18 protein-coding genes are annotated in these 21,814 nt (G+C 71.5%); 12 read left to right on the top strand and 6 right to left on the bottom strand.

Features of this window, described 5'->3' with window-relative positions; translation table 11 throughout:
* Nucleotides 1-9: 9 nt before the first annotated feature.
* A complete protein-coding gene (locus ACZ6TU_RS02740; RefSeq protein WP_469546179.1) occupies nt 10-2,331 on the bottom strand; it encodes a beta-xylosidase/alpha-l-arabinosidase in 2,322 nt (773 codons plus the stop codon).
* Nucleotides 2,332-2,494: 163 nt separating this feature from the next.
* Between ACZ6TU_RS02740 and ACZ6TU_RS02735 the strand changes: the two genes are divergently transcribed.
* The 5 genes from ACZ6TU_RS02735 (at nt 2,495) to ACZ6TU_RS02715 (ending at nt 7,934) form a co-directional block, all read left to right on the top strand.
* Nucleotides 2,495-3,559, top strand: coding sequence for a LacI family DNA-binding transcriptional regulator (locus ACZ6TU_RS02735; protein ID WP_467671987.1), 1,065 nt, complete (start codon nt 2,495-2,497; stop codon nt 3,557-3,559).
* A gap of 92 nt (nt 3,560-3,651) precedes the next feature.
* Nucleotides 3,652-5,004 (top strand): endo-1,4-beta-xylanase, encoded by a 1,353-nt coding sequence (locus tag ACZ6TU_RS02730; protein ID WP_469546175.1) that lies wholly within the window; start codon nt 3,652-3,654, stop codon nt 5,002-5,004.
* Between the two features lie 84 nt (nt 5,005-5,088).
* Nucleotides 5,089-6,132 carry an LCP family protein gene (locus ACZ6TU_RS02725; protein WP_469546172.1) on the top strand — a complete coding sequence of 348 codons (1,044 nt, stop codon included), beginning with the start codon at nt 5,089-5,091 and terminating at the stop codon, nt 6,130-6,132.
* A 129-nt stretch (nt 6,133-6,261) separates the two neighbouring features.
* Nucleotides 6,262-6,618 (top strand): YciI family protein, encoded by a 357-nt coding sequence (locus tag ACZ6TU_RS02720; protein ID WP_467671982.1) that lies wholly within the window; start codon nt 6,262-6,264, stop codon nt 6,616-6,618.
* A gap of 47 nt (nt 6,619-6,665) precedes the next feature.
* Nucleotides 6,666-7,934, top strand: coding sequence for an RNA polymerase sigma factor (locus ACZ6TU_RS02715; protein ID WP_469546169.1), 1,269 nt, complete (start codon nt 6,666-6,668; stop codon nt 7,932-7,934).
* Nucleotides 7,935-7,944: 10 nt separating this feature from the next.
* Here ACZ6TU_RS02715 and ACZ6TU_RS02710 read toward each other — a convergent pair whose 3' ends face one another.
* A complete protein-coding gene (locus tag ACZ6TU_RS02710) occupies nt 7,945-9,108 on the bottom strand; it encodes a class I SAM-dependent methyltransferase (RefSeq protein WP_467671978.1) in 1,164 nt (387 codons plus the stop codon).
* Between the two features lie 342 nt (nt 9,109-9,450).
* Here ACZ6TU_RS02710 and ACZ6TU_RS02705 point away from each other — a divergent pair, with 342 nt between their 5' ends.
* The 4 genes from ACZ6TU_RS02705 (at nt 9,451) to groL (ending at nt 13,426) form a co-directional block, all read left to right on the top strand.
* Nucleotides 9,451-10,326: a polysaccharide deacetylase family protein gene (locus tag ACZ6TU_RS02705; RefSeq protein ID WP_469546166.1), complete on the top strand. Its 876-nt coding sequence runs from the start codon at nt 9,451-9,453 to the stop codon at nt 10,324-10,326.
* Nucleotides 10,323-11,069 (top strand): polysaccharide deacetylase family protein, encoded by a 747-nt coding sequence (locus ACZ6TU_RS02700; RefSeq protein ID WP_469546163.1) that lies wholly within the window; start codon nt 10,323-10,325, stop codon nt 11,067-11,069. The genes ACZ6TU_RS02705 and ACZ6TU_RS02700 overlap by 4 nt, the downstream gene beginning before the upstream one ends.
* A 306-nt stretch (nt 11,070-11,375) precedes the next feature.
* Nucleotides 11,376-11,684 carry a co-chaperone GroES gene (groES, locus tag ACZ6TU_RS02695; protein WP_003974211.1) on the top strand — a complete coding sequence of 103 codons (309 nt, stop codon included), beginning with the start codon at nt 11,376-11,378 and terminating at the stop codon, nt 11,682-11,684.
* A 116-nt stretch (nt 11,685-11,800) separates the two neighbouring features.
* Entirely contained in the window at nt 11,801-13,426 is a 1,626-nt protein-coding gene (gene groL / locus ACZ6TU_RS02690; protein ID WP_467671972.1) for a chaperonin GroEL, read from the top strand.
* A gap of 73 nt (nt 13,427-13,499) precedes the next feature.
* Here the strand turns inward: groL and ACZ6TU_RS02685 are convergent, their stop codons facing one another.
* Nucleotides 13,500-14,207 (bottom strand): ester cyclase, encoded by a 708-nt coding sequence (locus ACZ6TU_RS02685; RefSeq protein WP_469546158.1) that lies wholly within the window; start codon nt 14,205-14,207, stop codon nt 13,500-13,502.
* A 95-nt stretch (nt 14,208-14,302) separates the two neighbouring features.
* Between ACZ6TU_RS02685 and ACZ6TU_RS02680 the strand changes: the two genes are divergently transcribed.
* Nucleotides 14,303-17,851, top strand: coding sequence for a hypothetical protein (locus ACZ6TU_RS02680; protein WP_467671968.1), 3,549 nt, complete (start codon nt 14,303-14,305; stop codon nt 17,849-17,851).
* On the opposite strand, the gene ACZ6TU_RS02675 is transcribed toward ACZ6TU_RS02680, so the two are convergent.
* Entirely contained in the window at nt 17,820-18,593 is a 774-nt protein-coding gene (locus ACZ6TU_RS02675) for an SDR family NAD(P)-dependent oxidoreductase (protein ID WP_467671966.1), read from the bottom strand. The two genes, ACZ6TU_RS02680 and ACZ6TU_RS02675, sit on opposite strands and share 32 nt — an antisense overlap.
* Nucleotides 18,594-18,687: 94 nt before the next feature.
* Entirely contained in the window at nt 18,688-19,356 is a 669-nt protein-coding gene (locus tag ACZ6TU_RS02670; protein WP_467671964.1) for an MOSC domain-containing protein, read from the bottom strand.
* Nucleotides 19,357-19,435: 79 nt separating this feature from the next.
* Between ACZ6TU_RS02670 and ACZ6TU_RS02665 the strand changes: the two genes are divergently transcribed.
* Nucleotides 19,436-20,332 carry a LysR family transcriptional regulator gene (locus tag ACZ6TU_RS02665; protein ID WP_467671962.1) on the top strand — a complete coding sequence of 299 codons (897 nt, stop codon included), beginning with the start codon at nt 19,436-19,438 and terminating at the stop codon, nt 20,330-20,332.
* A gap of 66 nt (nt 20,333-20,398) precedes the next feature.
* Here ACZ6TU_RS02665 and ACZ6TU_RS02660 read toward each other — a convergent pair whose 3' ends face one another.
* A complete protein-coding gene (locus tag ACZ6TU_RS02660) occupies nt 20,399-20,728 on the bottom strand; it encodes a WhiB family transcriptional regulator (protein ID WP_031119978.1) in 330 nt (109 codons plus the stop codon).
* 380 nt (nt 20,729-21,108) lie between these two features.
* On the opposite strand from ACZ6TU_RS02660, the gene ACZ6TU_RS02655 reads away from it, so the two are divergent.
* A complete protein-coding gene (locus tag ACZ6TU_RS02655) occupies nt 21,109-21,720 on the top strand; it encodes a response regulator transcription factor (protein ID WP_003948568.1) in 612 nt (203 codons plus the stop codon).
* The last annotated feature ends 94 nt before the right edge of the window (nt 21,721-21,814 follow it).

Below are 21,814 nucleotides of genomic sequence, written 5' to 3'. Positions count from 1 at the left end.
CGCGGAGGTTCACCCCACCCCCGACACCTCCGTCTCGCACCGCAGCCGCCGGTCGGTGCCGAGCACCCGGACCGGGCCCGTGAGGGTGAGACGGGCCGTGTGGCGTAGGTCCGTGCTGGACGCCGCCAACCGTAGTTCCAGGGCGCCCGGTTCGACCACCCTGCGGCCTGAACGGTCGGTGAACGCCGAAAGGTCCGTGTGGAAACGGAACAGCACCCGGGCCGCGTCCCCCGGCGCCAGCCGCACGCGCTGGTAGCCGACCAGCCGCACATCGGGCCGGGTCACGGAAGCCACCGGGTCGTGCAGGTACAGCTGCACGACCTCCGCGCCCTCGCGGTCGCCCGTGTTGCGGACGGTCACCGAGACGTCGTACGTCCCGTCGGTGCCGATCTCCTGCGGCTCCTCGCCACCCGTGCCGTCCTCCCACGCGAACGTCGTGTACGAGCGGCCGTGCCCGAAGGCGTACAGCGGGGTCGGGTCGAGGTTGCTGACCTCGCCCGCGAGGCCGAGGGGCGGCTGGAGGTACGTCCAGGGTTGGCCGCCGGGGACCTGCGGGACGCTCACGGGGAGGCGGCCCGACGGGTTCACACGGCCCGACAGCACTCCCGCGACCGCCGGGCCGCCCTCCTCCCCCGGGAAGAACGCCTGGACGACCGCGCCCAGGCGGCCGTGCCAGCGGCCGAGAGCGTAGGGACGGCCGGTCAGCAGTACCAGCACCATGGGGACGCCCGTGGCGACCAGCGCGTCCAGCAGCTCGCCCTGGGCGCCCGGCAGGGCGAGGTCCGTCGCGTCGCAGCCCTCGCCCGAGGTGCCGCGGCCGAACAGGCCCGCCCGGTCGCCGAGGACCGCCACGCACACGTCCGCCTCGGCGGTGCGGGCAACGGCCTCCTCGAAGCCCCCGGTGTCCGGGTCCGACACGTCGCAGCCCTGCGCGAACGTCACCTTGGCGTCGGGGAGTTCGGTGCGCAGGGCGTCGAGGACGGTCGGGATCTCGATGCCGGTCGGGACGCCGGGGTGGTGGGTGAGGACATGGGAGGGGAAGGAGTAGCAGCCCAGCATGGCCAGGGCGTCGGCCGCCCGGGGGCCGACCACCGCGATGCGGGTGTCGGGGGCCAGCGGGAGCAGGCCGGCGGGGTTGTCGAGCAGGACGACCGACTCCTCGGCCAGGCGGCGGGCCAGGATCCGGTTGCCCGTCGAGTCCAGGTTGACCGTGGTGGTCGGCTCGGGGGTCCAGTCCTCGTCCAGCAGGCCCAGTTCGCACTTCTGGAGCAGGATGCGGCGGGCCGCGCGGTCCACGAGTTCCTCGGGGATCTCGCCCGAGCGGACCGCGTCCACCAGCGGATCGCCGTAGCACTTGAGGCTCGGCAGTTCCATGTCGATGCCGGCCGCCAGGGCCGCGTGGGCGGCCTCGGCCGGGGTGCCGGCGACCCGGTGGAGGGTCTGGAGGAAGCCGATGCCGAAGTAGTCCGCGACGACCGTGCCGGTGAAGCCCCACTCCTCGCGCAGCAGTCCGGTCAGCAGCTCGGGGTCCGCCGAGGCCGGGACGCCGTCCCGCTCCGTGTACGCGGCCATTACGGAACGGGCCCCGCCCTCGCGCAGCGCCATCTCGAAGGGCGGCAGCGTGACGTCCGCGAACTCGCGGGTGCCGGCCCGTACGGGGGCCAGGTTGCGGGCGCCGGCCGAGGAGGCGTACCCGGCGAAGTGCTTCAGCGTGGCGACGACCCCGGCCGACTCCAGGCCCCGCACATAGGCCGTGCCGACCGTGCCGACCAGGTACGGGTCCTCGCCGATCGTCTCCTCCACACGGCCCCAGCGCGGATCGCGTACGACGTCCAGGACGGGCGCCAGGCCCTGGTGGACGCCGGCCGAGCGCAGGTCGTCGCCGATACGGCGGGCCATCTCCTCGACCAGCGGGGGATCCCAGGTCGCGCCCCAGGCCAGCGGCACCGGGTAGGCCGTGGCCTGCCAGGCGGTGAAGCCGGCCAGACACTCCTCGTGCGCGATCGCCGGGATGCCGAAGCGGCCGGCCTCGGCGATACGGCGCTGGGCGCGGGCCAGGGCCTGCGCGCCGAGCGCCGGGTCCACGGGGGCGGTGCCGAAGGAGCGTGTGAGCTGGCCGAGGCCGCGGGTGATCAGCTCGGCCCATTCCTCGTCGGAGCGCTCCACGGCCATGTCGTGCTGATGCGGAGCGACTCCGTCGCCGTCCGTCGAGGCACCCACCCACACGCCGTACAGCTGGGCGGTCTTCTCCTCCAGGGTCATCCGGGAGAGCAGGTCGTCGACGCGGGCGGCGGCGGGCAGGGCGGGGTCACGCCAGGGCGCGGTGGTCATGAAGCTCCTGTCGGGTGGACGGACGGCCCTCTCACGAACGGTGCTCACGAGCGTCTCTCACGCCCGCTACCACGAATGTTTCGATCAGTATGTCGAATGTTCCGGGAACCTATGGCGCCACGGGGACTTCGTCAAGGGGGCCCGCAGGGATACGATCGCCGCCATGACATCCCCGGAGCCGGTGGAAAGCCGGACGCAAAACCGGACGCAGGGGCGCAGCGCGCAGACCGCGACGCTCGCCGAGATCGCCCGTGAGGCCGGTGTGTCGGCGCCGACTGTTTCGAAGGTCCTCAACGGCCGCGCCGACGTCGCCCCCGCCACCCGGGCCCGTGTCGAGGATCTGCTGCGGGCCCACGGCTACCGGCGCCGCCGGGCCGAGGCGACCCGCTCACCCCTGATCGACCTGGTCTTCCACGAGCTGGAGAGCGCCTGGGCGCTGGAGGTCATCCGCGGCGTGGAGAACGTGGCCCGGGACGCGGGGCTCAGTGTGGTGCTGTCCGAGAGCGCGGGGCGGCTCACCCCCGGGCGGACCTGGGCCGACCAGGTCGCCGCGCGTCGCCCGCACGGCGTGATCCTGGTCCTGTCCGGGCTCGACGAGTCGCAGCGGGCGCTGCTGACCAGCCGCTCCATCCCGTTCGTGGTGATGGACCCGGCCGGCGACCCGGGCGCCGACGTGCCGTCGATCGGCGCGACCAACTGGCAGGGCGGTCTCGCGGCTACCCGGCATCTCGTCGAGTTGGGCCACCGCAGGATCGGCGCGATCAGCGGGCCGACGCAGATGATGTGCAGCCGGGCCCGGGTCGACGGCTACCGGGCCGCGCTGGAGACGGCCGGGCTGCCGGTCGACCCCGGGCTGATCATGAACGGCGACTTCCACCACGAGGCTGGCTACCGGCTGGGTCTGGAGCTGCTGCGCCGCCCGGACCGGCCGACCGCCGTCTTCGCCGGGAACGATCTCCAGGCGCTCGGGCTGTACGAGGCCGCGCGCGAGCTGGGGCTGCGCATCCCCGAGGACCTGAGCGTGGTCGGGTTCGACGATCTGCCGGTGGCGCCCCTGGTCGGGCCGCCGCTGACGACCGTACGGCAGCCGCTGACGGAGATGGCCGAGGCGGCGGCCAAGCTGGTCCTCGATCTCGGCCGCGAGGCGGGTACCCCGGCGGCCACCCGCGTGGAGCTGGCGACGAGCATGGTGGTGCGCAGCAGCACGGCGCCGCCCGCGGGCGGCTGACCGCTGTTGCTGTATTGACGGGTGTGCCGGGTGCCTCCACACTGCACCGAAGCCAATCGGTTGCAGCACCGAAACTTTCGGAGGCACCCGCAATGAGATCGCTGAGATCGGGCTTACTCACATCCCTGCTGACCGGCGTCGTCGCGGCCGGCTCCCTGCTGGTCGCGGCCCCCGCGTCCCACGCCGCCGACTCCCCGCTGCGCGACCTGGCCATGGCCAAGGGCAAGGGCATGGGTACGGCGGTCACCGGCTCGAAACTCACCGGCACCTACGGCGAGATCGCCGGGCGCGAGTTCAACTGGCTCACCCCCGGCAACGCCATGAAGTGGGGCTCCGTCGAGCCGAGCCGGGGCAGCTACAACTGGGCCGAGGCCGACCAGATCGTGAACTTCGCCGAGGCCCACGACCAGCAGGTGCGCGGCCACACCCTGCTCTGGCACCAGCAGAACCCGGGCTGGCTGACGAACGGCAGCTGGACCCGGGACCAGCTCAGCGCGATCGTCCAGGACCACATCGCCACCGAGGTCGGCCGCTACAAGGGCCGGCTGGCCGCCTGGGACGTGGTGAACGAGCCCTTCAACGAGGACGGCACCTACCGCCCGACCCTCTTCCACGACACCCTCGGCCAGGACTACATCGCGCAGGCCCTCACCTGGGCCCGGGCCGCCGACCCGAGCGCCGAGCTGTACATCAACGACTACAACGTGGAGGGCGTCAACGCGAAGAGCACGGCTCTCTACAACCTGGTCAAGTCGCTGAAGGAGCGCGGAGTTCCGATCGACGGGGTCGGCCTTCAGGCCCATCTCATCGTCGGCCAGGTGCCCTCGACTGTGCAGCAGAACATCCAGCGCTTCGCCGACCTGGGCGTCGACGTGGCGATCACCGAGCTGGACATCCGGATGCAGTTGCCGGCGACGCAGGCGAAGCTGACCCAGCAGGCCGCCGACTACAAGGCGGTCATGAACGCCTGCCTGGCGGTCGCGCGCTGTACCGGCGTCACCGTCTGGGGCTTCACCGACTCCGACTCCTGGATTCCGGACACCTTCCCCGGCCAGGGCGCGGCGACGCCGTACGACGAGAACTACCAGCCGAAACCGGCGTACCACGCCATCGCGGAGGCCCTCGGCGGGACGACGACCCCGCCGCCCACGGACGCCTGCTCGGCGACGTACAGCGTCACCAGCCAGTGGAGCACGGGCTACACGGGCCAGGTGCGGATCGCCTGCTCGGGGGCCTCGCTGTCGTCGTGGAAGGCGGACTGGACGTTCGGTGCCGGGCAGCGGATCACGCAGGCCTGGAACGCGAGCTGCACGCAGTCGGGTGCGGCGGTCAGTTGCGTGAACGCCTCGTACAACGGGTTCGTGCCGGATGGCGGTTCGGTCACGTTCGGCTTCAACGCCTCGTGGAGCGGGAGCAACCCGGTGCCCGTGGTGACTCTGGGGTGAGGCCGGCCCGAGAAGTCTGAGAATTTCCGAAGAAAATCGCCTTGGGGGTCCTGCTCGTAACAATTCGGACTTACGTTCCTGCCCGTGACGGGACACGACGGGAACGGGGACGAGGGCAGAGCCGTGGGCCGGCGGTCGACAGCGCTGCGGATCGCCGGTCTCACCCTGGCAGGTGCGCTGGCGCTGGGCATCGGGGCGGCGGGCTGGGCCTACTGGCACCTCAACGACAACATCACCAGCGTCGACATCAACAACGCGCTGGGCGACAACCGCCCACCGAGGCCGGCGGTCACGCCGTCCCCTTCGACACCGTCCCTGCCCAGCGGGGCTCTCAACATCCTGGTCCTGGGTTCCGACTCGCGCAGCGGCGAGGAGAACCGGAGGCTCGGCGGCGGCGACAGCTCCGGTGCCCGCTCCGACACGGCGATGGTCGTCCACCTCGACGCCGGGCGCACCAGCGCGACGGTGGTGAGCATCCCGCGCGACACCCTGGTCACCCGCCCCTCCTGCCCGCGCCCGTCCGGCGGGTCGACGGCCGTCGCGTACAACTCCATGTTCAACGACGCCTACGCGCTGGGCGGTCCGGTCTGCGCGGTGAAGACGGTCGAGGCGGTCACCGACGTCCGCATGGACCACTACGTCGAGATCGACTTCTCCGGCTTCGCGAAGCTCGTGGACGCGCTCGGCGGCGTCACCGTCACCACGGACGAGGACATCGCCGACGACGACAGCCATCTGCACCTCAAGGCGGGCACCCACCACCTGGACGGCACCCAGGCCCTCGCCCTGGCCCGCACCCGGCACGGCATAGGCGACGGCAGCGACCTGGGCCGCATAGGTCTCCAGCAGAAACTGGTGAAGGCGCTGCTGGAACAGATCGCCGCGCAGGACCTGCTCACCGACCCGGCGAAGCTGTACCGGGTCGCGGACGCGGTGACCGCCGGCCTCACCACCGACACCGGCCTGGACTCCCTCGGCGAGCTGACCCGGCTCGGGCAGAGCCTGAAGGGCCTGTCGGCGAGCGCGGTGCGGACGGTGACGATGCCGGTGGTGCGGGCGCCGTCGGACCCCAACCGGGTGGTGGCCGAGGAGCCGGAGGCGCGGAAGCTGTGGGAGTCGCTGCGCTGACCTGCAAAAACGCGCTCCGGAAAAATTACCCGAGAAAAGTCGGCGAGCGTGTCGATCCGGACGTCTCCCGATCGACGCAGGGGTGAGAGCGAGGAAAGGCCTCGCTCCGCAGAGCCCCGAGGAGTCACCATGCCGCGCTTTCTCACCATGATCCGCATCGACGAGAAGAACGCCCCCGCCGAGGGCCCGAGTCCCGAACTCCAGGAGCGGATGGGCAAGCTCCTGGAAGAGATCACCAAGGCCGGGGTCATGCTCGACACGGCGGGGCTCACCCCGACCGCGGACGGCAGCCGGGTGCACTGGGAGGACGGGAAGCTGTCCGTCACCGACGGGCCGTTCACCGAGTCCAAGGAGGTCATCGGCGGCTACTCGATCAGCCAGTGCAAGGACAAGGCCGAGGCGATCGAGTGGACCAAGCGGTTCCTGTCCCTGCACGAGGACTACTGGACGATCACCGCGGAGGTCCGGCAGATCGCCGAGGGCTGACCGGTCCTCCTTGGCCGGGAGGCGCCAGGGGTGTCTGATGGTGGGCTGTGACCCCGCAGCCCACCGCCGACCCGAGCGGCACCAACACAGCCATCGAAACGGTCTTCCGCATCGAGTCGCCCCGCATCATCGCCGGCGTCGCCCGGGTCGTCCGGGACGTCGGCATCGCCGAGGAACTCGCGCAGGACGCGCTGGTCGCCGCGCTGGAGCAGTGGCCGCGGGACGGGGTGCCCGACAACCCGGGCGCCTGGCTCATGGCCACCGCCCGCAACCGCGCCGTCGACCTGGTCCGCCGCCGCGAGAACTACGCCCGCAAACTGGCGGAGATCGGCCGGGACCTGTCGACGGTGTCTCCCCCGGAGGAGCCCGCCGACCCGGACGACATCGACGACGACCTGCTCCGCCTGGTCTTCACCGCCTGCCACCCGGTCCTGTCCACCGAGGCCCGCACCGCCCTCACCCTGCGCCTCCTCGGCGGCCTGACCACGGCCGAGATCGCCCGCGCCTTCCTGGTCCCCGAGCCGACCATCGCGCAACGCATCGTCCGCGCCAAACGCACCCTGGCGGCGCGGAACATCGCCTTCGAGGTGCCCTACGGCCCCGACCGCGAGACCCGCCTCGGCTCGGTCCTCGACGTCATCTACCTCGTCTTCAACGAGGGCTACGCCGCCACGGCCGGCGACGACTGGCTCCGCCCGTCCCTGTGCGAGGACGCCCTGCGCCTGGCCCGTGTGCTCTCGGCCCTCATGCCGAAGGAACCCGAGGTGCACGGCCTGACCGCACTCCTGGAGTTCCAGGCGTCCCGGACGGCGGCCCGCACGGGGCCCTCCGGCGAACCCGTCCTCCTCAAGGACCAGAACCGCGCCCGCTGGAACCGCATGCTCATCGCCCGCGGCATCGCCGCGCTGGGCAGGGCCGAGGCCACCTCCTCCGGCGCCCCGGGACCGTACCTCCTCCAGGCCGCCATCGCCGCCAGCCACGCGCACGCGTACACGTACGAGGAGACCGACTGGTCCCGCATCGCCACCCTGTACGGCCTCCTGGCCGCCCGCACCCCGTCCCCGGTCGTGGAACTGAACCGCGCGGTGGCCGTCTCGATGACCGAGGGCCCGGCCCCCGCCCTGGCCATCGTGGACTCCCTGGCGGATGCCCCCGCCCTGCGCGACTACCACCTGCTGCCCAGCGTGCGCGGCGACCTGCTGTCCCGCCTCGGCCGCACGACGGAGGCCCGGGCGGAGTTCGAACGGGCGGCGTCGCTGACGCGCAACGAGCGTGAAAGGGAGCTGTTGTCGCGGCGGGCGGCGGAGCAGTCCTGACGGCTCCTGCCTAGGCGGGGTGCCCGATGAGCATCGCCGGTGCTCCCGCCACCCGGGTCAGGAACACCGTCGCCGAGTGGGGCCCTTGGGGCTTGACCTTCCTGCGGAGCTCCTCCGGCTCGACCGCCGAGCCCCGCTTCTTCACGGTCAGGTTGCCCACCTCCCGCTCGCGCAGCAGGGCCTTCAGTTTCTTGACGTTGAAAGGGAGATGGTCGGTGATCTCGTAGGCGGTGGCGTACGGGGTCGGGTGCAGTGCGTCAGCCGTGACGTACGCGATGGTCGCGTCGAGCAGTCCGCCGCCGACCTCGTCGGCCACCTCGGCGACCAGATGGGCCCGGATGACGGCGCCGTCGGGCTCGTACAGGTAACGGCCGGGCGAGCGGACCCCGGGGTCGGGCAGGCCACGGGAGAGCAGCGTGCGGGGGCCCGGCAGCAGGGTGGCCCGTACCGCCCCGGGCGCGGTGCCGAACCACAGCACCGCTTCCTTCACGTCGCCGCCGTCGGAGATCCACTCGGCCTCGGCGTCCTCGGGGACCGCCTCGTGCGGGATGCCGGGGGCGATCTTCAGCGCGGCGGCGCGAGGGGCGCGGCGGGCTGCGGAGACCGCCCAGGACAGGGGCGGAGAGTACGCCTCGGGGTCGAAGATCCGCCCCCGGCCGCCGCGCCTGGCCGGGTCGACGAACACGGCGTCGTAGCCGGCCGTGTCCACCTCCGTGACATCCGACTCCCGCACCTCGATCAGGCCGGCCAGCCCCAGCGCCTCGGCGTTCGCCCGCGCCGCCGTGGCCGTCATCGGGTCCCGGTCGACGGCCAGGACCCGGATCCCGGCCCGGGCCAGCGCGATCGCGTCACCGCCGATGCCGCAGCACAGGTCGGCGACCGAGGTCACGCCCGACTCCGCGAGCCGCCGCGCCCGGTAGGCGGCCACGCTCGCCCGGGTCGACTGCTCCACCCCGTTCGGCGTGAAGAACATCCGTCCCGCGTCCTCGGCCCCGAACTTCACCACCGCCCGCTGCCGCAGTCGCGCCTGGCCCAGCGCCGCCGACACCAGCTCGGCGGGGTGCTCGCGACGCAACCGGGTCGCGACGGCCAGCTCCCGCGCCGGATCGGTGTCCCGCACCTCGTCGAGGAGGGCGCGGCCTTCGGGGGTGAGGAGGAGTGCGAGGTCGTTCACCGGATCATTGTCGGCCACGGGGCGGTGGGGGTGGTGTGGGCGGTGGGGCGGCCCGGGGCCGGGGTGCGGGTCGGGCCGGGGTTGGAATGCGGGCCGGTTCGGAACTGGACGGCGGGCGATGGTCCGTCCGCGTGCGTGCGGAGGTGGGCCCGGGCCAGGGCGGACGGGCGGTGGCCCGTCCGGGTGCGCTGAGGTCCGGCCGGGTCCGGACCGTGTGTGGGCCACTCGGTGGATGGTGCGCCGCCGTTCGCGGTGTCGGGGCTGATCCGGGAAGGCCGGCTGCGAGGATCCGGCACCATGCGAGTAGTCGTACAAAATGGTAAAGGCCGGGCATCTGGGGGTATGCGGATCGGCCTCGCCGTGCTCGCCCTCGCCGCTGTCGCCTCGGGCTGCGCGCAGGGCGACAGCGGCCGGATCACCCCGGCCGGCGGCCAGCAGCACCTCGACGCGCCCCCGGCCCGCGCGCTCGACTCCTACGCCTCCAGGCTGAGCGCCGCGCACGCCGCCCGGATCGTCGCGGCACAGCGCTGGGGACTGAGAAGAGTCCCCCTGATCGCCCCGTCGGCCCCCGCGAAGAAGCCGAGGATCAGGACCCGCGAGGGCTTCGAGGTGGACGGCCACCGGAGGCTGAACCTGCCTCCCGTCTTCACCACGATCCCCACCCGGGACAAGGTCGTCTTCCTCACCATCGACGACGGCGCCGAGAAGGACCGGGCGTTCCTGCGGATGATGAGCGACCTGAAGGTCCCCTACAGCGCCTTCCTCAGCGGCTACCTGATCAGGAACGACTACCGCTACTTCGAGAAGATGCAGGACCGAGGCGTGGTCCTGAACAACCACACCCTCCGCCACCGCTATATGCGGGGCATGTCCTACCGCGCGCAGAAGCGCGAGATCTGCGGCATGCAGCGCCTCATCGAGAGGCGCTACGGCACGCGCCCGACCCTCTTCCGCCCGCCCTTCGGCAGCTACGACAGGGCGACCCTGCGCGCCGCCAAGGTGTGCGGCATCGAGTACGCCCCCCTCTGGAACGCGGAGGTCTTCGCCGACCACTGGGAGTACCGCGAGGGCCGGAAACTGCACCCGGGGGACATCGTCCTCACCCACTTCCGCGGCCGCGACCAGTGGCAGGGCACGATGCCCGACATGATCCGCCGCTTCCTGAACAAGGTCACGGCCGAGGGATACGCGGTGGGGCGGCTGGAGGACTACCTGTGAGGCGGCGGTCCGCGGCCGCCGTGGTGTGCGCGGGGGTGATCCTGCTGTCGGGCTGTGCCGGGGCCGCGGGGGAGAGGGCGGGGGTGGACGGGCGGGGCCAGTCCCCGACGCGCGCGTCGAGCGACGTCCGTGGGCCGGACCGAGGCGATCCAGGCGGTCTCCCGCCCGTCGTGGACCACGTCCGCGCCCGCGACCGGGTGGTCTTCCTGACCTACGACGACGGCGCCGAGCGCGACCCCCGCTTCGTCGGCCTCGTCCGCGAACGGCGGCTTCCGGTCACCATGTTCCTCACGGACAGCGTCGTAGGACCCGGCTACGGCCACTTCGCCCGCCTGCGCGCGGTCGGCGCGTCCATCCAGAACCACACTCTCGACCACCCAGCCCTGCGCGGCCTGCCCTACGCCGGCCAGCGCGCCGAGATCTGCGGCCAGCAGCACAAACTCCGCTCCCGCTTCGGCATCCGCCCCCGCCTCTTCCGCCCGCCCTACGGCGCGTACGACACGACGACCCTGCGGGCCGCCGCCGACTGCGGCATCACGGCGGTCGTCCTCTGGCGGGCGTCCCTGGGAACCGACGGCGATCTGACCTACACCCGCGGCGAGCCCGGCCTGCGCCCCGGCGACATCGTCTCCGTACCGTCGGGCGAGCCCGCGTCCCTGACCCTCACGGAACGGACGGTACGGCTGCTGCGCGAGATCGAGGGACGGGGGCTGCGGGTGGGGCGGCTGGAGGACTACCTCTGACTGCGCTCGACGGCGAGCCGTCCAGGCCGAAGCGGGGGGCCGGGGGCGGCGGCCCCGGGGCCAGGACACCAACGCCGGGTGCCCAGCACAAACGTACGCCGACCCACCTCCATGGCCGACGCGCCGCCGGCAATTGGCACTCCGCTTGACCGAGTGCTAATCGCAGTCATAGTCTCGGCTCTGGCACTCCCCACTGGAGAGTGCCAACACAGCGACGGGCAGGTCCGGCACCCGCGACGACGGATCCACCTGGTCGCCACCTCAGACAGTTAACCCCGTGAGATCTCCGAAGGGGGAGGTCGGATCGTGACGACCACCAGCTCCAAGGTTGCCATCAAGCCGCTCGAGGACCGCATCGTGGTCCAGCCGCTCGACGCCGAGCAGACCACCGCCTCTGGCCTGGTCATCCCGGACACCGCCAAGGAGAAGCCCCAGGAGGGCGTCGTCCTGGCCGTGGGCCCGGGCCGCTTCGAGGACGGCAACCGTCTTCCGCTCGACGTCTCCGTCGGCGACGTCGTGCTCTACAGCAAGTACGGCGGCACCGAGGTGAAGTACAACGGCGAGGAGTACCTCGTCCTCTCGGCCCGCGACGTGCTCGCGATCGTCGAGAAGTAATTCACCCCAAGCACATTGCTTTGAGCTGCGCCCCTGGCCCCCCGCGATCGCTAAGAAGCCGGGCGCCCGGGGCGCAGTGCCGTTAACCCTGATTCCGGAAGAGGGCTCACGCTCCCATGGCGAAGATCCTGAAGTTCGACGAGGACGCCCGTCGCGCCCTCGAGCGCGGCGTCAACAAGCTTGCCGACACGGTCAAGGTGACGATCGGCCCCAAGGGCCGCAACGTCGTCATCGACAAGAAGTTCGGCGCCCCCACCATCACCAACGACGGTGTCACGATCGCCCGAGAGGTCGAGATCGAGGACCCGTACGAGAACCTCGGTGCCCAGCTGGTCAAGGAGGTGGCGACCAAGACCAACGACATCGCGGGTGACGGTACGACCACCGCGACCGTGCTCGCCCAGGCGCTCGTGCGCGAGGGCCTGAAGAACGTCGCCGCGGGTGCCTCCCCGGCCGCCCTGAAGAAGGGCATCGACGCCGCCGTCGCCGCGGTCTCCGAGGACCTGCTCGCCTCGGCCCGCCCGATCGACGAGAAGTCCGACATCGCCGCCGTCGCCGGGCTGTCCGCCCAGGACAGCCAGGTCGGCGAGCTCATCGCCGAGGCGATGGACAAGGTCGGCAAGGACGGTGTCATCACCGTCGAGGAGTCCAACACCTTCGGTCTGGAGCTGGACTTCACCGAGGGCATGGCCTTCGACAAGGGCTACCTGTCGCCGTACTTCGTGACGGACCAGGAGCGCATGGAGGCCGTCCTGGACGACCCGTACATCCTCATCACGCAGGGCAAGATCTCCGCCATCGCGGACCTCCTGCCGCTGCTGGAGAAGGTCATCCAGTCCAACGCCTCCAAGCCGCTGCTGATCATCGCCGAGGACGTCGAGGGCGAGGCCCTCTCCACCCTCGTCGTGAACAAGATCCGCGGCACCTTCAACGCCGTCGCGGTGAAGGCCCCCGGCTTCGGCGACCGCCGCAAGGCGATGCTGCAGGACCTGGCGGTCCTCACCGGCGCCACGGTCGTCTCCGAGGAGGTCGGCCTCAAGCTCGACCAGGTCGGTCTGGACGTCCTCGGCTCCGCCCGCCGCGTCACCGTCACCAAGGACGACACCACGGTCGTCGACGGCGCCGGCAACAAGGACGACGTGCAGGGCCGCGTCGCCCAGATCAAGGCCGAGATCGAGTCCACCGACTCCGACTGGGACCGCGAGAAGCTCCAGGAGCGCCTCGCGAAGCTGGCCGGCGGCGTGTGCGTCATCCGCGTGGGTGCCGCCACCGAGGTCGAGCTCAAGGAGCGCAAGCACCGTCTGGAGGACGCCATCTCCGCGACCCGCGCCGCGGTCGAGGAGGGCATCGTCTCCGGTGGTGGCTCCGCGCTCGTCCACGCCGTGAAGGTCCTGGAGGGCAACCTCGGCAAGACCGGCGACGAGGCCACCGGTGTCGCCGTCGTGCGCAAGGCCGCCGTCGAGCCGCTGCGCTGGATCGCCGAGAACGCCGGCCTGGAGGGTTACGTCATCACCTCCAAGGTCGCCGAGCTCGACAAGGGCCAGGGCTTCAACGCCGCGACCGGCGAGTACGGCGACCTGATCAAGGCCGGCGTCATCGACCCGGTCAAGGTCACCCGCTCCGCCCTGGAGAACGCCGCCTCCATCGCCTCCCTCCTCCTCACGACCGAGACCCTGGTCGTCGAGAAGAAGGAAGAGGAGGAGCCGGCCGCCGCGGGCCACGGCCACGGCCACGCCCACTGAGGCACCGACCTCGTAGCAGAAGCCCCCGTCCCGGCTCGTGCGGAACGGGGGCTTCTCCCGTATGCCCTGCGCGTCACAACTCCAGCGGGTCCAGTGCCCCGAGCTGCTGCATCAGCCCCAGCCGGTCGTACTGCCACCAGCCCTCGGCGATCTTGCCGTCCGGCGTGCAGCGGTGGACGGTCGTCCCGGTCATGGTGACGTCCTGCCCGGTCGGTGGAATCCCGAGGAAGTCGCCCTTGTGCCGGCCGTGGAAGGTCCACCGGGTGCAGACCCGGTCACCCTGGGCCATCTGGTCCTCGATGGTGAACGAGAAGTCGAACCCGCCTCGCCACACCTCCACCTCGCGCCGCACCGCGTCCAGCCCGATGACGTCCTGCTCATTGGCGGGATCGTGGTCGTGGTAGTCCTCGATGAGCACGTCGTTGAACGTGGGCGCCGCACCCTGCCCGGGCGCCAGCTCGAAGAATCTGCGCGCGGTAGCCGCGTTCAACTGCTCGTCCCGCACCACGTCCAGATCCGTGAACGTCGGCGTCTCGTCGCAGAGCGCCACCATCTCCTGGAAGATCCGGTCGGTCTCCGGAAGCCCGGAGTTCCGCATCGCCTCCTCGTACGACGGGAACTCCACGATCTCGACGATGTGCGAGGCGTCGGCCCGGTCCTTCGCCACCACACTGTGCGTAGCGGTCCGTTTGCCCTTGGTCTGCTCGACCCACCTGTCCATCAGCCGGTTCATCTCGTCGAGCCGGCTGGTCCTGCATTCGATGAGCTGTACGAAGGTCATGCTCTCGCCTCCGGCCCCCCTGGGTCCGGCTGAACAGCTCCATTGTCCTCGCCGGAGGGGCGCTGTGCCTGTCGGGGCTTTGGCATCATTGCGGCATGCGCGCACGGGGGGATCGGTCCGTCTCGGCGGGGGGCGACATCGGGGTGGCCGTCACCGGGGACCACAACCAGGTCGTGCTGTCGCCTCGGGTCCGTTCTGCGTACTGGGAACAGGTGCGCCGTATTCCGTCGTCCGAACTGATCGGCCGAGAGCAGGAGTTGGACGAACTGGCCGCCTTCTGCACGGCCGACTCCGGCCCGGCGTACGCCTGGTGGCGGGCGGCGGCGTGGGCGGGCAAGACCGCGCTGATGAAGCGGTTCGCGCTGAACCCCCCGCCGGGCGTGTGCGTCGTGCCCTTCTTCGTCACCGCCCAGTTGAGTACGCACAACACCTTCGGGGCGTACGCCGACGTCGTACTGGAGCAGCTCGCGGAGCTCTCGGGCTCCATGCCGGCCTATCTGAGACCGGCAACGCGCGAGGCGCACCTGCTGAGGCTGTACGGCGAGGCCGCCCGGGCCTGCCGGGAGCGGGGGAAGCGCCTGGTGCTGCTGGTCGACGGTCTGGACGAGGACAGGGGCGTCACGACCGGTCCGGACGCGCACAGCATCGCGAGCCTGCTGCCGGACCAGCCGAAGGCGGGTATGCGGGTCCTGGTCACCGGCCGGCTGAACCCGCCGCTGCCGACGGACGTACCGGACGGGCATCCGCTGCGCGACCCCGCCGTCGTACGGACGCTGGAGCCGTCGCCGTACGCCCGGATGGTGCGGGCCGCGGCGGAGCGAGAACTGAGCGAACTCACCGAGGCCGGTGGCCTGGAACAGGAACTGCTGGCGCTGGTGACGGCCGCGGGCGGCGGTCTGACGGCGGAGGATCTCGCGGCACTCACCGGAGCGGTTCCGTATCGCGTGCGCAAGACGCTGGGAACGGGCGCGGGCCGGACCTTCGAGAAGCGGGTGCACGGCTACCTGCTCGCCCACGAGGGACTGAGGCGCCAGGCGGAGGAGATGCTCGGTCACGCGGAACTGTCCCGCTCCCGGGACCTGCTGCACACCTGGGCCGACGAATGGCGCCGACGGGAGTGGCCGACCGAGACCCCCGGCTATCTGCTCCACGGTTACTCCCAGATGGTGTCCCGGACAGAGGACACGGCACGCATGGTGGAGTGTGCTCTGGATGAGGCCCGTCATGACCGGATGCTGGCGGTGACGGGCGCGGACGGCGCGGCCCTCGAAGAGATCCTCATCGCAGAGCGGATGCTCGCAGCGGCAGAGGCCGACGAAGCCGAGACCGCGGCGGGGAGCGCCGGGGCGTGCCGCTTTCCACATTCGGTCCTGTACCTGCTGGCACTGTGCACGCACGGCGACGCGATACGCGACCGGGGCCGCGGCCTCACCGGGTCACTCGCCTGGGCTTGGGCCGCGCTCGGGCAGCCGTCGCGTGCGGAGGCCCTGGCACGCGATCTCTCGCCACTGGACATGACGCCCGCGCTGGCTCGGGTGGCGCAGGAACTGGCTGGCCAGGGTCACACCGAGCGAGCCACGGAATTGGCGGTCGCGGCCGAGGAGGCTTTCCACGAGAGTGGGCTCGGGCCCGGTCGTCCGGAGCACGTGGCCGCTGTCCATCGAGCACTTGTCCGCGTCGGGCTGTACGACCGAGCCGAAGCGGTCCTGCGCTCGGCCTCCGGTCCTCTCCTCACCGCGGCGCTTGCTGCGCAGGTCATGGAGACGTGGTTGGACGATGAGGAGTTCGACCGGGCGCGTGCTGAGGTGACGCGCCAGACGACCCCGTCGCACCGGTCGGCCTGCGTACGAGCACTCGTCACAGGCCTGCTCGCGCGGGGGCGGACAGAACAGGCGTGGGAGATCGTCCGGGAGGCCGGAGGCAGCGCGCCGAGCAGCGCGCTGTGCCGGCTCGCACTGGCCCTGTCCGAAGCCGGCCGGGTGGAGGATGCGGAGAGGCTTCTGAACGACGCTCGTGACCGGTCGACCACGTTCAAGGACCGCCTCGAAAGCCTCTCCGACGCAGCGGCCGACGCCACCGACTACTTCCAGGCCTTCGTGGACGCACAAAGGTGGGACGTGATCACCGAAATGCTGCGCAACGCCATGCGAGACGATGACTCCACGGGACAGAACGACGCCCGCTGGTTGGCGACTTTCCTCGCTCCTGTTCTCGTACGGGAGGGAAAGCTGGACAGCGCCGAAGCCCTGCTGGCCGGCCGGACCGAAGGCAAGGCCGTCGAGGGCGCCCGCCTCCTGGCCGCTGCTCTCGCCCGCCGCGGTGAATCCGGCCGGGTGAGGCGCTTCTGCCGGACCTTCTCCTCGAACACCGTACGCTCCGAGGTGCTGGCCGGTGCGGCGGAGGGCTTCGCTGCGACCGGACGGTTGCGTGACGCCGAGCACCTCGCGGTGTGGAGCGACCCCGCCCGTGGGCTCGACCCGCTGGCCCGCGGCGCCGTCGCCTGGGCACGGTCCGGGCACCGCGAGGAGGCCGCAGCCTTCCTGGCCCGGGTCGAAAACCGTGTCCGCGCAGAGGCCGGTATCTCGTGCGCCGCATCGGACCGTGCCCGCGTGGCGCAGGCGCTGGCGGCCGCCGGGCATACCTCGGCGGCTCGCGAACTTCTGGCCGGGATCGAGGACGCCCTCGCGCAGACGGCGGTGTCCCGATCGGCAGGTTCTGACACGCCTTGGCACGATCAGGAACTGACGGACGTGGCAGTGGCGTTGGTGCGAGCAGGTGAGCTCGACCGCGCCGAGGCCCTCATCCGTTCACCGGACGGGGCAGGCCGTGGCGCGGACGAGGCCTGGGCGGCAGTCCTGCACGCATGGATCGGTGCCGGGCGGTACGGCCGAGCCGAGAGGTTCGTCGCGGAGGCGCCGACGGCGTACCGCGACGGCCTGCTGGGCGAGATGGCCGTGGTGTGGGCAGAGCGTGGCGAGGCGGCCCGGTCGGTGGACTGCGCCTCCACCGTACGAGAAGCACCCGCACGGATCTCCGCGATGGCGAGAGCGTCCGCTGCCCTGGCCCGGAGCGACATGAGGGCTGAGGCGCGCGCTCTGCTGGCGGAACTCCCGCAGCGCAACGGATGCCCTGAACTGGGCGAAGCACCCGGTTCAGCTCTTGTCCTGGCAGACGTGTTCCAGGCGTGGTCCGCCCTCGGAGAGCCGGATCGGGCCCGTGCTGTCGCCGGCGAGGCGATGCGTCTGCGAGACGTCACCAGCTTCTATGTGGGAGATCGCCTGGTCCGCGCCCTCGTGCGGGCGAGGTTGTTCGAGGAGGCCACATGGTTCGTGCGCCATGTCCCTCCCGGAGATGAACACGACAGCGTGCGGGAGGCTCTCGTCGTGGCTCTCGCCGAAGCCGGCGAAGTCTCCGCGGCGCTGAACTGGGCCAGGCCACTCCGCGAGCACCCCTACGCGGCGGTGGCCCTGGTACCCAAGGTCGCCCCGGGCAGAGCCCGCTCCCTCGCGATCCAGGCGCTGCGGCACGGGGAGTGGCAGGAAGCCCTCCCCGCCGTGCTGCACGTGGAACCCGCTGCCGTGGCGTTCCTCGTCGATGCCTTCCGGCCCGCGCCTACTGCGGACCGTACTTCCGCCCCGTCCTAGACGAGACCGCCCCGAGCATCCCCCGCGGCACCAGCTTCGCCGCCCCCATCAGCGCCTTGTAGCGCGGGTCCGGAATGGACAGTGTCTTGCCGCGGGCCAGGTCGTGCAGTGCCGCCGCCACCAGCTTGTCCGCGTCGAGCCACATCCAGCCCGGGATGTTGTCCGTGCCCATGCCGGCCCGATCGTGGAACTCGGTGCGCACGAAACCGGGGCAGAGCGCCATCAGCCGTACGCCGCTGCCGGCCAGGTCGCGCGCGGCGCCCTGGGAGAACTGCACGACCCAGGCCTTGGACGCGCCGTAGGTGCCCCGCGGGACGAACGCGGCCACCGACGCGACATTCACGACACCGCCGCGGCCACGCTCCCGCATGGCCTCCGTCGCCGCCGACGTCAGCCGCAGCACCGCCTCGCAGTGCACCTTCAGCATCCGCAGCTCGTCGGCCATGGGCACGTCGAGATAGCGGCCCTTGTTGCCGAAGCCGGCGTTGTTGATCAGCAGGTCGACGGGGTTCTTGCGGTCGCCCAGCCGGTCGGCCACCGACTCGATGCCCTTGTCCTCGGCGAGGTCGGCCGTCAGCACCTCCGCCTCGATGCCGTGCCGGTCGTGCAGCTCGGTCGCCTGCTCCCGGAGCCGCTTGGTGTCGCGGGCCACCAGCACCAGGTTGTGCCCGTCCGCCGCCAGCCGCCGCGCGAACGCGGCCCCGATGCCTGCCGTCGATCCCGTAATCAGAGCCGTTGTCATGGCAGAAGGTTAGTGACCTGGACCATGTGCACCCGCTTCCGTACGGGGACCTCGCAGGTGAAGGGTCGGTGGAGACCCGCACGATGAGCGGTCGTCAGGCTCCGTGCTTCTCCGCGTACTCCCGTGCCAGCCTCAGCGACTCCGGGTGCAGCGCCTCGCCCGCCGCCAGCAGCCGCGGCAGCAGCGTCCGCTCGGTGGTCACCGCCCGGAACTGGAGGGCCACGGTCACGTCGTGCTCCGGCCGGTGGACGATCTCGACGGGGTCGCCCGCCCGGATCTCACCCGGCTCGATCACCCGCAGATACGCCCCGGGCGCGCCCCGCTGCGTGAACCGCTTCACCCACTGCTTCTCGCCCAGATGGCCCTGGAACGTACGGCACGGGATCCGCCCGCAGGTGACCTCCAGCAGCACCGCGGACCCGACGCGCCAGCGCTCGCCGATCCGCGCCCCGGAGACGTCGATGCCCTCGGTCGTGAGGTTCTCGCCGAACGCCCCGTGCGCCAGCGGCCGGCCCAGCTCGCGCTCCCACGCGTCCAGATCCTCGCGCGCCATCGCGTAGACCGCCTGGTCGTCGCCGCCGTGGTGCTCCAGCTTGCACACCGCGTCCCCGGCCAGCCCGCTCCCGCCGACGCCCTTGGGCCCGGGCGCCGACACCCGCACCGGCCCGTCCACCGGCTGCTTGTCGATTCCGGTCACACCCTCCGGGTTGTCCGTGTACGGCACAGCCTTGGCACGGCCCAGATTCACTGACAGAAGCTTCATGCCTGCACGGTAGGTGACCCGGCCCAAAGCGTCGACGCATTATTCGGAGCGGCTTCAAAGGGACGCTTATCCTCGAAGGGTGATCGAAGCTCGTCATCTCCGCGTACTGCGCGCCGTCGCGGCCACCGGCTCCTTCTCCGCCGCGGGCCGCGAGCTGGGCTGCACCCAGCCCGCCGTCAGCCAGCAGATGAAGGCCCTGGAAACCTCCGTCGGCACTCCTCTGCTGATCCGCACGGGACGCGAGATGCGCCTGACCCAGGCCGGCGAGGCGCTGGTGCGGCACGCCGCCGGGATCCTCGCCGGACTCACGGCCGCGGAGGAGGAGGTCGCCGCCATCGCCGGACTGCGGGCCGGGCGGGTCCGGCTCGTCTCCTTTCCCAGTGGCAGTTCCACCCTCGTGCCGACGGCCCTCGCCGCGCTGCGCGACGCGCACCCCGGCACCCGGGTCTTCCTGGAGGAGGCCGAACCGCCCGCGTCGGCCGGCATGCTGCGCGAGGGCGACTGCGACGTGGCGCTCGCCTTCCGCTACGAGGGCGCGGCGGGCGCCGAGGAGTGGGAGGACCTCGTCGTACGGCCGCTTCTGACGGACCGGCTCGTCGCACTGGTGCCGGAACGGCACCGCCTCGCGGGCGCGGAATCCGTCGCGATCGGCGATCTCGCGCGGGAGCCGTGGATCGCGGGCTGCCCGCGCTGCCGCGGCCAGCTGGTCGAGGTGTGCGCGGCGGCCGGCTTCACCCCGCGCATCGACTTCGCGACCGACGACTATCCGGCGGTCGCCGGCCTGGTCGGCGCCGGTCTCGGCGTGGCCGTGCTGCCCCAGCTGGCCGTCGAGTCCGTACGGCCCCGGGGGGTGCGGACCGTGACGCTGGAGCCGGCGGTGCGCCGGGAGATCGTCGCGCTCACCCTGCCCGACCTCGCACAGGTCCCGGCGGTGGCGGCGACGCTCGACCAACTGGCACGGGCGGGGCACCGCTAGCCACAGCGGAAGCGCGTCAAAAACCAACGGCACGCGTGCGCGTGCCCGTCTTGCAGAAACGTTCCTTCAGTTGTTCGAGGCGGCGTGCCCGCCGGATGTCGACGCCGACACCAGCCGGTTGCGCGCCCGCCCCATCAGCTCTTCGCGCTCGTCCTCGGTCAGCCCGCCCCACACGCCGTACGGCTCGCGTACCGCCAGTGCGTGGGCGGCGCACTCGGCGCGCACAGGGCACCTCATGCAGACCTCTTTGGCCGAGTTCTCGCGAGCGCTCCGAGCCGCACCGCGCTCGCCCTCCGGATGGAAGAAGAGCGAGCTGTCCACCCCGCGACAGGCGGCCAGCAGCTGCCAGTCCCACAGGTCCGCGTTCGGTCCGGGAAGGCGGGAGAAATCTGCCATTGCGTGACCCCTTGTAGCCGTTTTGGGCGGATCCGGTGTCCACAACCGTACAACTACGATCTAAGGAGATGAAAATATGACTCATTGCGAATCTAGCTCCAGACACTGGCAAAGCGGAAGAAAAGGGTCTGAATGGGGCATAGGTTGTGATGAAAGTTCGAGGGTCTGTTGCGCATACCTGCACCGTGTCCGGCCCCTCACGTAGAGTGCCGAAGATGTCGACCGCCCCCGTAACTCTTTCGAGTGACCGTCGTTGAGAGTGCGAGGCGGTTGAAGGAACAAGTGCTCGGGCGGGCGTCCGAGACGGTCGACCGCACAGGTGACGATTTCGTACCAGCCTGGAGGCTCAAGGTGACCCGCATCAGCTGCGGAGGGCGGTCATGACTTCCGTCCTCGTCTGCGACGACTCCCCGCTTGCCCGAGAGGCGCTCCGTCGCGCGGTCGCGACCGTGCCCGGCGTAGAGCGCGTGACGACGGCGGCCAACGGCGAGGAAGTCCTCCGCCGCTGGGGGGCCGACCGCTCGGACCTGATTCTGATGGACGTACGCATGCCCGGACTGGGCGGCGTCGAGACGGTCCGGCGGCTGCTGTCCGCCGACCCCGGTGCGCGCATCATCATGCTCACCGTCGCCGAGGACCTGGACGGTGTGGCCCTCGCGGTCGCCGCCGGTGCCCGCGGCTATCTGCACAAGGACGCCTCCCGCGCGGAGCTCCGCGCGACGGTGACACAGGCCCTGGCCGACCCGACCTGGCGGCTCGCCCCGCGCCGGCTGCGCTCGGCCGAGATGGGCGCCGCACCGACGCTCACGGCGCGTGAGATCCAGGTCCTCGAAGGCATGAGCCACGGCCGCTCGAACGCGGAGATCGGCCGCGAACTGTTCCTCTCCGAGGACACCGTCAAGACGCACGCCCGGCGCCTGTTCAAGAAGCTCGGCGCCTCGGACCGGGCCCACGCCGTGGCGCTCGGCTTCCGGTGGGGTCTGGTGCGCTAGGGCCTGTCCTTCGGATCGGGCCGGCTTCCACGCGCGGCATCCGGCGCGAGCCGGAGAGCGGGGGCATGCGGATGCCCCCGCGCGGGCCGCACGA

This window comes from Streptomyces sp. NPDC052064, from assembly GCF_055585925.1.
Note: the sequence above shows the minus strand (reverse complement) of the source record. Positions and strands in the feature narration are given on the sequence as shown.